Below are 13320 nucleotides of genomic sequence, written 5' to 3'. Positions count from 1 at the left end.
TGAGAAGGAGGTTGTAAAGCATGAACAAAATAGAATTTGATAACCCCATACGCCGACAGGTTATGAGCCTGCCTGACCTGGTGGAGGAGCAGCTCGTAGGTTGCTTTGACTCCGGTCTGAAAGAGCTTATTTCTATGGCGGAATTTTTTGATGTGAGAAAAATTATACTTACCGGTGTAGGAGATTCTTATGCCGCGGCTCTTACTATGGCTCCAGTAATTGAAAAATACTGTGATTGCTTTGGTGTTGAGGTAATGCGAACGATTGAATTTACTCGTTTTTTATCCAAAGCAGATATTGGTATTGGAGAACCAAACAGTCCGCTGGTAGTTGGAATCAGTGTTGGAGGCGGTACGTCTCGTATTGTTGAGGCTTTGCAAAAAGCAAATGACGTAGGAGCTTTTTCTGTACTTATTACAAATAAGGAGGATAGTCCGGCAGCTAAGGTAGCCAGGAGAGTTTATATCATGCATACTCCGGCGCTGCCTGGTAATGATGCACCCGGTCTTCGTAGTTATTTTGCTTCTCAGCTGGGACTTATTGCTTTAGCATCCAGAATGGGTCATGTAAGAGGGACATTGCCACCGACAGGTCCAGATCAGTTTAAAGCGGCCATTAAAGAGTATGTGAAATGTTATCAGGGAGCAACGTTAGAAAACATTGATAACCAGATGTTTGCTTTGGCTAAAAAATGGAAAGATTTTGAAAGATTTGATTTTATTGGCGATGGTGTACAATATGGTTCCGCATTTTTTGGCGCAGCAAAATTTTTGGAATGTAATGGATGTGCTGTATCAGTGGATGATTCAGAAGATTGGTGTCATATCAATTTCTTTATTAAGAATCCCGAGACAATTGGTACAGTGGTGATGGCAGATAAGTATTCTCCGTCATTTAGTCGTGTTGTAGAAACAGTAAATTCTGCCCACCGTATTGGCAGACCGGTATTAGTAGTGACTAACAGTACGGAAACATCTTTTGATGAAGGTGTAGAAGTATGTGTACTTCCGGATCCAAAGGAGAACTTTGAGTGGCTTCTTCCTTTGATGGATCATATACCGGTAGCTCTTCTTGCAGGCTATATTACAACCTTAAGTGGGGAATGTTTCTTTCGTATAACTCATGCCTCAGGAGAACAGGTAATAGACTCACCTTTTGCAAACCGAGAAAACATGACTTTAAATAACAGCAAAATCGAGATATATGAATAAGGAGGAGAGATGTATGTTTTATAAGAAACAATTAGAAACAACTTTTCGTTCCTGCACCTCCATCACTGCAGAAGTAAATGAAATTGTAGCAGAAAGCGGTGTGCAGGAAGGCATCTGTTTAGTTTCCGTGCCGCATACTACAGCTTCTCTGGTCATTACTTCTTTTTGGGATCCCAGAGGATTGGATGATATGATGGATGAGATTGACCGAAACATTCCCACCCGGGTTAGCTATAAGCATCAGGACTCCCCTTATGATGCTTCTGGCCATGTAAAATCGGCTATGATCGGTACTTCTGCCAGTCTTATTATTCATGCCGGAAAGCTGATTTTAGGTTCTTCCCAAGGTCTGGTATTTGTGGAACATGACGGACCTAGACCCAGAGAGTTTTATATCCAGATTATCAAGAAACCAGTAATGGCTATTGAAAAATTAAATGTACCCACTGTTTATATGGGTATGCATAATATCACGGAAAGTGTGGCAGATGTGGTGGCAAAGAGTGGTGTGATAAATGGAGTGTGTCATATTTCGGTATTGCATTCTACGGCCGGTCTGGTTATCGCTCCGAAGGATGAGCCTTCCCGTATTGATGTAATGGAAGATATTGAAAGAATGGTACCTACTCGAGTGGACTTTAAGCATCGTGAGACAGCTTCTGATGCAGGTGGTCATGTAAAGACTGCTCTTACTGGAACTCAGATTACCGTGCCAGTAATAGATGGTAAGTTGGCTTTGGGCGATGAACAGGCTATTGTTTTTGCAGAATATGATGGACCTCGGCCTCGTAACTGTTTTGTGGCTGTATATGCAGATTAAATAAAGGAGGGAGTTATCATGAACAGAATAGAAATAAACAGTGCATTGGTTAATCAATGTCTCAGTATTCCCGCCCTCTGTAGCGCTCAAATTGCCGGAGTAAAAAAGGGGTTGGATGCAATTCCGGATAAAGTATTAAAAAAATGCCGTAAAATTATTATTACTGGTTGTGGGGATTCTTATGTGGCAGCAAAAGCAGCTATTCCGGCTTTTAAAAAATTTGGAGGTCAGTTTGGCAATGATTTTGTTTATGATCGTGCAATTAATGTGGCTCGCTACATGAATTTTGACCTTCGTTATAGTGATTCAACATTGGTAGTAGCAGTAAGTTGCTCTGGCGGTCCAGCTCGTATCAAGGAGGTACTGGAACGGGCGAAACATTACGGATGCCATACTTTGGCAGTGACTAATAATCCAAAAAGTCCGGCAGTTAAGACAGCAGAGTACAGTTTGATTGTAGGAACGCCGCATTTTCCAGATGCGAATCCAGGATTACGGAATTATTATGCATCTTTAGTAGGGCTTTATCTGCTGGCTGCTAAATTTGGTGAAGTGAATGGTATCAGTTCAGAGAATTCTTTCAGTGATTTAGTGAAGGCTATTTCAGATTACTCAGAAGCTTACGCGCCAGTGCTCGAAGGGATTGCAAATCAGATGTTTGAGCTGGCAAAAGACTGGAAAGAGTATAAGTCTTATGATTTCATTGGTGATGATATTGAATACTGTTCTGCATTTTTCAGTGCAGCAAAAATGGTAGAAGTGGTCGGAAGTATTACTAATGTAGATGACGCTGAGAACTGGTGTCATGTATCCTATTTCCAAAAAAAACCTGACTGTATTGGGACAATGGTAGTGGCAGATAAATTGTCCAATGACAGAAGTCGTATTGGTGAAACTGTGAAACAGGCAGCGGGAATAGGCAGGCCAATTGTCCTGATAGCAAATGGAACAAAGGAGGATTTTGGCATTACGGCAGATATTGAGGTCTGTACTGTTCCAGAAGCGCCGGAAGGATTTGAATTTTTGCTGCCGATGATGAATTATTTACCAGGAGCTATGTTGGCAGGGTATATTTCTGCTTTGAAGAAAGAGCCTTATTTCAGAGGCGGTGGCATTTGGGCTAATCCAGAAGCCCAGACGATTAGAAGCAGTAAGTTAGAGATTGTATAAGGAGGACAAAGCAATGTTAAGAAAAGTAACAGTGGAGACTCCGAAAAAGGGCTGCCTTGTGGAAATTACAGAGACAGTAAAGAATATCGTGGCGGAAAGTGGTGTACAAGATGGCATGGTAGTAGTGATGACAACGGACGTAAATGCCAGTATTTTAATTACCTCGTTCTATGATTCAAAAGGTCATGAGGATATTATTGATGATTTTGTACGGATTTTTCCAGCCAGGGATAATTTCCACTTTGGGGGTAGCGTAACAGATGGTGCGGCTCATAGTATGTCTTCTGTGACCGGGCAGACCGCAGAGTTTATTTTATCTGAAGGAGAAATGAAGTTGGGAGGTTCTCAGGGTATTTTCTTTGCAGAATATTCAGGAGCTAAGACAAGAGAATATCTGGTAAAAATTATAAGTTAAAAAGAGTGCGGCAGTGAAAATGGCTGCTGTGGTATGCTTTGCATGCCACGGCAGCCCTCTTGTGCGCCTGGCGGCGCACGTTTCTAACGGGTGCAAGTCCCGAATTCGCCCGGTAGTGGGAAGGATATAGCCGAAGGCAAGGGTGTCCATCGTGAGATGGAATCTGAAGGAAGCCAGATGTGGGAAACTTACTAACCCACGGGCAAACCTCTGGTCTGACGGACAGAAATCGCATATAAGGCTGTACATGAGGGTAAGTCTGCAAGACAAGATGAAGCCCGATAACTACACGGAATCATGTGCAGTAAATGCGGCAGATGGATGGAGGGAAAGAAACGTGTGGTACCCAGGGAGGTCTGTACGGAACGCTCTGAAAAGAGTAACCGTTATCGGAAGGTAACGCTGAACGTACAGAAGTCAGCAGAGGCCATAGTAGTTGATTTTTTTTCAGCGAAGGGCTGAATCAATAGGAGTCTTTCGTACGACTGGGAAAGGAGGAATGGGCAGAATGGGTACAGAAAACAGAGAAAGCTGCTCACAAAGAGATAGCGCGGAACGCAAAGGGTATGTGAGAGCGCACCGCTCATTCAACCGGATATGGAAGGAAAGGGACAGTGCAGAGCCAGATATCCTAAGTAAGATACTGAATAAGGATAACCTGAACAGAGCTTACAAAAGAGTGAAGGCGAACAAGGGAGCGCCAGGAGTTGATGGGATGACTATTGAAGCGGCGTTACCATGGTTGAGGGAGAATAATCACGAACTGGTAGAAAGAATCAGGAAGGGGAAATATAGCCCTTCCCCAGTCAGGAGAGTGGAGATCCCGAAGCCGGATGGAGGGACAAGAAAGCTAGGAATCCCTACTGTCATAGACCGCATCATCCAACAGGCCATGGCACAGCAGCTGATGCCAATCTATGAACCTCTGTTCTCGAAGGACAGTTATGGCTATCGTCCGGGTCGAGGGGCAAAAGACGCTGTCAGGAGGATAAAAGAGTACATCGAGCAGGGATATACGAGGGCAGTCGTCCTCGACCTGTCGAGATACTTTGATACGCTGAACCATACGATACTGCTGAACCAGTTGAGGAAACAGGTAAAAGATGAAAGAGTGGTACAGATGGTAAAGCGATATCTGAAGAGCGGAGTGATGGAAAACGGTGTTGTAACAGAGACGGAGGAAGGCTCCCCGCAAGGAGGAAATCTATCTCCACTCTTAGCAAACGTGTATCTGAATGAATTCGACTGGGAGTTTCACAGGCGGGGTGTGCCATGCATCCGCTACGCAGACGATATCGTACTGCTGGCGAAAAGCGAACGGGCCGCAGAGCGACTGCTGGAATCCAGCACGAAATATCTGGAGGAAACGTTGAAACTGAGAGTGAACCGGGAAAAGAGCCGGACAGTCAGTGTATTCGCAATCCGAAATTTTAAGTTCCTTGGCTTCTGTTTTGGGAAGAACGGAAAAGGAATCTATATCCGAGTCCATGGAAAGTCATGGGAGAAAGCCAAGGATGAACTGCGCAGGCTCACTTCCCGGAGCAAGTGCGGAAGTGTCGTCCGAACTATGGAAAAGGTAAAAGTCTACATGAGAGGATGGCTAAACTATTATGGGATAGCGGATATGAAGAACAATATCGAAAGCGTGAACGGATGGCTGTACCGCCGGATACGGATGTGTATCTGGAAACAGTGGAAACTGCCAAAGACCAGGAGGAGAAAGCTGATAGGACTGGGGTTATCAGAGTGGGCAGCATGCGAAGGAGCATACAGCAGAAAATCCTACTGGAGGATGTCTAACACGGGTGTGGTCAAAAGAGCATTAACAAAAGAAAGACTGATAAACTGGGGCTTCTATGATTTAGCCACAGCCTATCAGTCTCTGCACATCAACTATTGAAACCGCCGTGTACCGAACGGTACGCACGGTGGTGTGAGAGGACGGCGGCTAATCACCGCCTCCTACTCGATTGGACAGTAATTAAATAAGAAGGTTAAGGGACGAATGAAAAAAGAAAAAAAACAAAAACATTATGCATGGACTATTGTGACAGCATGTATCATGGTTTATTTCACCACTAGCGTAACTCAGGTAAGCTTAGGTAATTTTGTGACACCAGTAGTAACGGATTTTGGTATTACAGTTCAGAAAATGATGCTTGTTAGTAGTATTCAGTGTGCTGTAATGGCAGTACTTTATCCGGTGGCAGGAAAAATATTAAGCACTAAAAAGCTGCAGGTAGTAGTGTCAGTAGCTCTTATTGCTATGCTTGCCGGTATGTTTTTAATGGGATTTTATCCATCTATTACTGGGTTTTATATTTCTGCGGTCATGATGGGAGCGGGGTCAGCTTTTACTCAATTTTTGGCTATGCCTCTTATTATTAATATGTGGTTTAAAAAGAAGACAGGTACGGCTCTTGGTATATGTGTATCCTGTGGTACAGCATTTGGGATTTTCTTTAATCTTTTAAGTGCTCAGTTAATTGAACAGCTGGGATGGAGGATGGCTTACCGAATTTTACCGATTATTCCATTGATAGTAGCTATTCCCTATATTGCGGCTCATTTAAAAAGTCCTGAGGATGTGGGATGTGAACCTTATGGTATGGGAGAAAACGAGAAGGGCGAGGAAGCGGATCCGGATAAAAGCAATTGGGGCGTGACTCGAGCTGAGGCTTTCCGTATGCCTATGCTGTATCTGGCTTGGGCATGTTGTCTTTGCTACAGTGTAGGAAGTAGTGTGCCTAGCTTTACAGCTACGTTTGCGACCATGGAATTAGGGCGGAGTGTAGCCTTCGGATCTGTAGCGGTAACTTGTTATAGTGTGGGGTCTGTGATCTGTGGCTACTTGTTAGGTAAGGTTAACGATCGGTTTGGCGTTCGAGCCGGAATGCTCTGGGGATTATGTTTTATGGCTCTTTCCATGTTTGGAATGATTTTTTCTATAAAGAACAGCACATTTTTATTACCATCCTGCTTTTTTATGGGATTTGGGGGATTGAATATGTATAGTGTGCAGGCACCTTTGGTGGCTCGGACGGTAATGGGAGATAGACACTATTCGGAAATCTGGTCAATTTTAATGATTGGAAATAGTATGATAGCGGCACTTCTGATTTCACCGTTGGGCGGTATTTTTGATAAGACCGGTTCTTTTACTATCGTATTTCTTATTGGCATTGTAACTTTTGCGGCGGCATTAGTTGTAGGAAGTATTGCATTAAAAATGAGTGAAAATTATCGAAAAAAGCAAAATTTATAAAGGAGGCAGAAAAAATGGAGAAAAAAAAGTATTTTAATTCCGTTGTACATCAAGTAAAAGATCTGGAAGTATTGGCGGATATTCAGCAGGAATTGTGTTTTGATCTGGAAAAGCTAAAGTCTATGTTTCCGGAGAAAATTGCAAAAAAAATTAAAAGAATTATTCTTACCGGTTGTGGGGATTCTTTTTCGGCTGCAGGTGCTATGGTTCCTGGTGTTCGGAAATTAAGTGGAGTGCAGAAAGTGAATTCGCCAGATATTATGGATTTTTGCCGGTATTATGATCTGTCTAAGATCACAAAAGGATATGCGTTAGATGAGGTATTGGTAATTGCTATCAGTTTTAGCGGTTCAGCAGATAGGGTAGTAGAGGCACTTACAAAAGCAAAGGAATTGGGTACTCAGGCTTTGCTTATTACTCGGAATCCGGAATCTAAAGGAGCAAAGGTGGCAGATATGATTTTTGATGTAGCTACTCCTGATGGCTGTAATTCCCCAGGACTTCGTTCTTATTATGCCAGCATGGTCGGTATTGTTGCAGTGGCAGCTTACATTGGTTTGTGCAGAGGTATTATTACGAAAGAGAGATTCCTCGAGGTGAAGCATAATATTACTTCTTATACAAAAACCTTTATGTCAGAGTTTGACCGGATTGACGATATGATGTTTGCCGAGGCTGTGAGAATGAAGGATCTGACCAAGTTTGAGATTATTGGTGATGGAAATGAAGGATATTCTGCACAGTTTATAGAGGAGAAGTTTATTGAATGTGGAGGCGTATACTGTGATCATACAAATTCTGAAGAATTTGCTCATATTAGCTTTTTCTTTCGCGGGCCGGGAGAATTTGGTACAGTCATATTGGTAAACGAAGCTGATCCCAGTCTTGGACGAATGAAAGATACGATATATGGATGTCTATGCCAGCATCGCCCTACTGTGGTTGTTACTGATTTGCCTAAAGAGGCTTTTCTTGTTGTCGGTGGCAGAGTGAAGGATACTCCCGATATGTATAACATTCCTGATGCAGCTACAGACTCCGGTCTGCTGGCAGGAGAAGCAACTGTATGTTGCATCCCTAAGGCTCCGGAACAGTGGATGTCTCCACTGGTAGATTTTATTCCCGGCTCTTTGTTAGCCGGATATCAGGCAGCAGTAAACGAACGGAAGTACTTTGCCGGTCAGTATGATTTTAGAACGGAAACATGGATTACGGGCTAAGGAGGAAAACGAAATGTATCAGAGATTGAATGACGAACATTATTATAGAAAATTTTATTTTCAGGATAGTTTCTATGCTCAGTGTATGGATGTAGATCCGCTGACTATGGAACAGTTTGATAGATCTGTGGCAGGGGTAAAAGCTATTATTGACCAGCCTATTTTTAAAACGGCAAAACATGTTATAGGAACTGGCTGTGGAGACTCTAATATTGCGGCTTTTGCTATTAAAGAGGCGTTTGCCTACTATTTGCCAGATGTAGAATATGAAGGTGTAGAGGCGATCGAGCTGGGCCGTCATTACCCTTATGAAGCAGATATGCCGGACAGCCTTGCCCTTTTTATTAGTGTATCAGGGCGGATTTACCGTACTATCGAGGCGCTTCTTCAATGTAAACGTCATGGAATCACTACCGTTGCGGTTACTGACAGCCCTCAGTCAGAGACGGCTCGAAACGCAGATATCTTATATTATGAGAATTCTCCAAAGGGAGATAATAATGCGGGACTTCGGACTTATTATGTGAATGTAATAACGACTATAATTCTGGCAGCAGCTATGGCTGAGGTGCGGACAGGAAAGTCTTATCTTGCAGAGCTGCGAGAGGAAGTCCGGAAATATCATGAGGTCTTTTTCGCAGAAATTTCTAATATTGATAAAATATGTTTTGAGACAGCAATCCATTGGATTGATAAAAAATATTTAGGTATTACAGCGGACGGACCATTGTTCTGGACAACAAAATTTATTCAAGCCAAAATTGTTGAGCTTTCCGGGGATGCCTGTGCGGTCATTGACAGCGAGAATTTTATGCATGTCAATATTCTTATGGGACCGGGTGAAGAATATGGCGAGATAGTACTTATTAATAGTAATGATGCTAATGTTTCCCGTATTGCGGATACTGTAAATAACATGGTGAGAAGAGGACATCGAGAGGTGTTGGTGTTTGCAGATAAGAAACCAGAGGAGCTTGGGATTACGGAAACAGTACGATACTGTTATGTTCCAATGCCCCGAAAGGAATTTACTTTTTTGGAACAGATTTACGCGTATCTTCCAGGTGCGATTTTTGCAGGTTTTCGGCATACTACTATTGGAGAACCTATGTTCCGGGGTGGCATGGATCCAACAATCTTTGTTCCAACCTATTTTTCGCCTATAGATGTGGTGGATTTGGACAAAAAGGTTGAGGCGGATGATTGATATGGTAAAAGAAAATAGAAAAAAAATACATTATGCATGGAAAATTGTGATTGCCTGTATTTTGCTAAAATTAGGTACAGGTGGAGCAGTGGCAGCTACAGTCGGAAATTTTGTGACACCTATTGTGCAAGATTTGGGCTGTGAGGTCAGTAAATTTACCATGTTGGTTAGCATTGAAGCGGTAAGTATGGCATTGCTCTATACCTTTGCGGCAAAAATGTTAATTACAAAACCCATAGGATTAGTAATGGGGATTGCTACTTTAGCAGAAACAATAGGAGTGCTTCTTATGGCAACCTATCAATCTGTATATATGTTTTATTTGAGTGGTGTGATTATCGGTGTAGCACAGGCTTTTACTGGTCTGGTAGCAATTCCTATTGTGATTAATATGTGGTTTCGGAAAAAAGCAGGTACAGTACTGGGTATTGTTATTGCAGTAAGCAGCGCTTCTACTATGGCCTATGGACTTTTGTCTGCGCAGCTTATTACGATGCTTGGTTGGAGAAATGCTTATTTAGTATTAGGGTTTATGTGCCTCATTATTTCTGTACCAGCAGCCTTTTTCCTTATCCGGACTCCGCAGCAGGTAGGAGTAAAGCCCTATGGTGCAGATGAACAGGAAGAAGGGCTGGAGAATACAGAGGAGGACGTAGTATCCACAGGGGAATGGGGCTTTACAAAAAAGGAAGCTTTTCATATGCCCATGCTATATCTGGCCTGGATGGCTTGCCTGTGTTTTAGTATTGGAAGTGGTGTATCGGGTTATATTCAGACATTTTCTACTATGGAAATGGGACAGAGTATTAATTTTGGTGCGCAGGCAGGAATGCTTATGAGTCTTGGGGGCATTGCATGTAGTCTCATCCTTGGGCGGATTAATGATCGGTTTGGTGTAAAAGCAGGTCTTATTTGGGGAGCGGTGTTTACAGGCTTAGGATATGGACTTATGCTTTTAAGCTATCAGAACCCTATTTTTATTATGATTGGTGCAATGCTGGTTGGGCTGGGAAGCAGCATGTATCAAGTACAGTGTCCACTTTTGGCAAGAAGTGTAATAGGAAACAAGCATTATTCGGAGATATGGGCCGTGATGATGGTAGCGAATAGCCTTATCGGTGGCGGATTATATTCTTCTATTGGCCTGTTTTACGATAAGCTTGGATCCTATCAAGGTGCATTTATTATGGCTGCTGTACTTTATATAGTGGCACTGATTCTTGGCTTTATTGCTATTGATATGAGCAGAAGAAAGCAGAAAGGAAAGATGGTAAAATGAATACGATTGGAAGAGATAATAATGTAAAATCGGGATTTTTGGATTATCCGAACTACACAAAAAATTTATTAGAGCGGCTTACAGAGGACGTAATTACAGCAGCAATACCGGATGAAAAGTTAAAAAAGATCAGGCGGGTTATTGTTACGGGAAATGGGGATTCCTATGCGGCAGCATTGGCTACTAGAGAATTCAACAGCCGGATGTTTAAAGGAATGGACTATCATGCGCTGCGATGTATTGATGTAAGTCGCCACTATGTATTTCCTGAAGAAAATCCAGAGGAAACCCTGGTAATGGTCATTAGTATTTCGGGTGGAGGTTCTCGTGTTACTGAAGCTATGAAACGGGCAGCTTTGAAAGGGTGCACAACACTTGCTATCACGGGTAATCCTGAATCGAGAATGGCGAAAGAAGCAGCTCATATTTTAGAGGTGAAAATTGAAAAATCTCCCGTATTTTCTCCTGCAAGTCAAACCAAGACCTATTTTACAGCAGTGGTGACTACTCTCTTACTGGGACTTCATGCCGGATTGCTTTTTGGGGCTGTTACAGCAGAAGAAGTAGAAAAGCAAAAAGCGGAGATTCAGGCTTATGTAAATGCAGTATGTACGGAAACAGTACTCGGGAATGTGGATGACCAGATGGAAGCTCTGGCAAATACATGGAAAGATTATTTGGGTTATGATTTTGTAGGAGGTGGTGTAGACTTTGCTACGGCTTATTTTGGTACAGCTAAGTTTTTTGAACTCTGTGGTTCTTTAAATTGTTTAAATGACTCTGAGGATTGGTGTCATATTGATTTTTTCCAGACCAATCGAGAAAAAATCGGTACTATTGCAGTGGCAACAAAAACGTGTGCATCTTTTTCAAGAACACTGGAAACTATAGAGTCGATGCAGAAATCCAGCCGAAATGTGTTAGTGGTATCGGATGCTGAAGCTGATCTCTTTATTGATAGGGTGACAGTTTGTACTCTTCCCTCTGCGCGATATGACCATATTGCGCCTCTTATGAATTTCATTCCGCTTTTTATGCTGGGTAATTATATAGCGCTGAAAAGAGGTTATGAGTATTTTGGCGGTATGGGAGATCATAATCCATTGTTTAGTCAGGAAGGCGGTGTAAATACTATTAAGACGAGTAAAATTGTAATGGTAGATTAAGCGTAAGGTGATTTTTTTACTGTGAAGATGCTTATATAGAAGAAAAAGTACAAGGAGGACTATATGAGGAAAATACCGATTATTATTGATGGGGATCCAGGCGTAGATGATAGTTTTGCTATTGCGCTCGCGAATTCTTGTCCGGATTTTGAATTAGTGGCATTGACAGCAGTGGAGGGAAATGTTCCTGCTGAGAAAACCCGATTGAATGCTATGGGTTTAAGGGAAGCGCTGGATATTAACTGTGCTGTGGCTTATGGAGCAGAATTACCTTTAGAAAAAGCATATTTGTCTTATGCGGAAAAGACGCATGGAGAAAGCGGTGTGGGGACTATTCAATGGCCGGAGCTAAAAAAGGCGCCGGATGACCGCTCTGCGTGGGATCTTATTTACGAGGAAGCAGTAAAACGAAAGGGGGAATTGGTCCTTATTGCGATTGGCCCACTGACCAATATTGCCCTTACTTTACGAAAGTACCCGGATTTTCCGCAGTATTTGAAGCGGTTTTATATTATGGGAGGCGGAACTTTTGGCAATGTGACAAAACAGGCAGAGTTTAATATCTGGGTTGATCCGTTGGCAGCCAGGGAGGTTTTTGAAAAACTGGAGGTTCATATGGTGGGACTGAATGTAACACATGCTTCTGCACTTACAGAAAAAGACTTTGATCAAATGATCAGTCTTTGTAAAGGGGAGAACTCTGCGATACGGCTTCTAAGGGATCTATCGGTATTTTCTAAGAGGAACAGCTTAAAATCAGGTATGGATAACCATATTATTCACGATGCTTTAACAGTGGCCTCAGTTATGGATTCGGAAGTAGTGAGATATGAACCATATTACGTTTATGTAGAAGATAAAGAAGGAATGGAAAATGTAGGTGAAACAGTGATAGATCTGGCTGGTCAGTCAGGAAATCAACCAAACTGTTTGGTGGCCATGGAAGTAAATCAGCCCAAATTTGTGGAAATGTTAATGGAAATGTGCCGATATTATGCGACAAAGGGATAAATGCTGAGAAGGCCTTGGGGCATTATCAAATTTCGATAAAAGTATAATAAATATGGTACTGAGTGATCAGCCGGCTATATGTGATTAAACGACTATACTGTACAAAATGTAGTGTAGTCGTTTTTCTTGTGCGCCTGGCGGCGCACGTTTCTAACGGGTGCAAGTCCCGAATTCGCCCGGTAGTGGGAAGGATATAGCCGAAGGCAAGGGTGTCCATCGTGAGATGGAATCTGAAGGAAGCCAGATGTGGGAAACTTACTAACCCACGGGCAAACCTCTGGTCTGACGGACAGAAATCGCATATAAGGCTGTACATGAGGGTAAGTCTGCAAGACAAGATGAAGCCCGATAACTACACGGAATCATGTGCAGTAAATGCGGCAGATGGATGGAGGGAAAGAAACGTGTGGTACCCAGGGAGGTCTGTACGGAACGCTCTGAAAAGAGTAACCGTTATCGGAAGGTAACGCTGAACGTACAGAAGTCAGCAGAGGCCATAGTAGTTGATTTTTTTTCAGCGAAGGGCTGAATCAATAGGAGTCTTTCGTACGACTGG

General features: G+C 42.6%; 13 protein-coding genes. All 13 read left to right on the top strand.

What is annotated here, in order from left to right:
- Window positions 1-20 precede the first annotated feature (20 nt).
- Complete coding sequence (locus tag QOX44_RS02560; RefSeq protein ID WP_283681109.1) at window positions 21-1211, top strand: SIS domain-containing protein; 1191 nt, start codon at window positions 21-23, stop codon at window positions 1209-1211.
- A 13-nt stretch (window positions 1212-1224) separates the two neighbouring features.
- The gene (locus QOX44_RS02555) at window positions 1225-2031 is read left to right on the top strand and encodes a secondary thiamine-phosphate synthase enzyme YjbQ (RefSeq protein ID WP_283681108.1); all 807 of its coding nucleotides are present in this window, start codon (window positions 1225-1227) and stop codon (window positions 2029-2031) included.
- Between the two features lie 18 nt (window positions 2032-2049).
- Window positions 2050-3201 (top strand): SIS domain-containing protein, encoded by a 1152-nt coding sequence (locus QOX44_RS02550; protein ID WP_283681106.1) that lies wholly within the window; start codon window positions 2050-2052, stop codon window positions 3199-3201.
- A 13-nt stretch (window positions 3202-3214) separates the two neighbouring features.
- Window positions 3215-3616, top strand: a complete 402-nt coding sequence (locus QOX44_RS02545; protein WP_283681105.1) for a secondary thiamine-phosphate synthase enzyme YjbQ — start codon at window positions 3215-3217, stop codon at window positions 3614-3616.
- 321 nt (window positions 3617-3937) lie between these two features.
- Window positions 3938-4078, top strand: a complete 141-nt coding sequence (locus tag QOX44_RS02540) for a hypothetical protein (RefSeq protein WP_283680641.1) — start codon at window positions 3938-3940, stop codon at window positions 4076-4078.
- A 46-nt stretch (window positions 4079-4124) separates the two neighbouring features.
- Window positions 4125-5516, top strand: coding sequence for a group II intron reverse transcriptase/maturase (ltrA, locus tag QOX44_RS02535; protein ID WP_283681000.1), 1392 nt, complete (start codon window positions 4125-4127; stop codon window positions 5514-5516).
- 105 nt (window positions 5517-5621) lie between these two features.
- Window positions 5622-6881: an MFS transporter gene (locus QOX44_RS02530; protein ID WP_283681104.1), complete on the top strand. Its 1260-nt coding sequence runs from the start codon at window positions 5622-5624 to the stop codon at window positions 6879-6881.
- 14 nt (window positions 6882-6895) lie between these two features.
- A complete protein-coding gene (locus QOX44_RS02525) occupies window positions 6896-8101 on the top strand; it encodes an SIS domain-containing protein (RefSeq protein ID WP_283681103.1) in 1206 nt (401 codons plus the stop codon).
- A 13-nt stretch (window positions 8102-8114) separates the two neighbouring features.
- Window positions 8115-9308 (top strand): SIS domain-containing protein, encoded by a 1194-nt coding sequence (locus QOX44_RS02520; RefSeq protein WP_283681102.1) that lies wholly within the window; start codon window positions 8115-8117, stop codon window positions 9306-9308.
- Between the two features lies 1 nt (window position 9309).
- A complete protein-coding gene (locus QOX44_RS02515; RefSeq protein ID WP_283681100.1) occupies window positions 9310-10587 on the top strand; it encodes an MFS transporter in 1278 nt (425 codons plus the stop codon).
- Window positions 10584-11753 carry an SIS domain-containing protein gene (locus tag QOX44_RS02510; RefSeq protein ID WP_283681099.1) on the top strand — a complete coding sequence of 390 codons (1170 nt, stop codon included), beginning with the start codon at window positions 10584-10586 and terminating at the stop codon, window positions 11751-11753. The genes QOX44_RS02515 and QOX44_RS02510 overlap by 4 nt, the downstream gene beginning before the upstream one ends.
- Before the next feature lie 63 nt (window positions 11754-11816).
- Window positions 11817-12764 (top strand): nucleoside hydrolase, encoded by a 948-nt coding sequence (locus tag QOX44_RS02505; RefSeq protein WP_283681098.1) that lies wholly within the window; start codon window positions 11817-11819, stop codon window positions 12762-12764.
- A 388-nt stretch (window positions 12765-13152) separates the two neighbouring features.
- Window positions 13153-13293, top strand: a complete 141-nt coding sequence (locus QOX44_RS02500; protein ID WP_283680641.1) for a hypothetical protein — start codon at window positions 13153-13155, stop codon at window positions 13291-13293.
- Window positions 13294-13320 lie beyond the last annotated feature (27 nt).

The sequence above is a fragment of the Parablautia sp. Marseille-Q6255 genome, from assembly GCF_951230155.1.
Classification (GTDB): Bacteria; Bacillota; Clostridia; order Lachnospirales; family Lachnospiraceae; genus Choladousia.
This window is presented reverse-complemented; position numbering and strand designations above follow the sequence as displayed.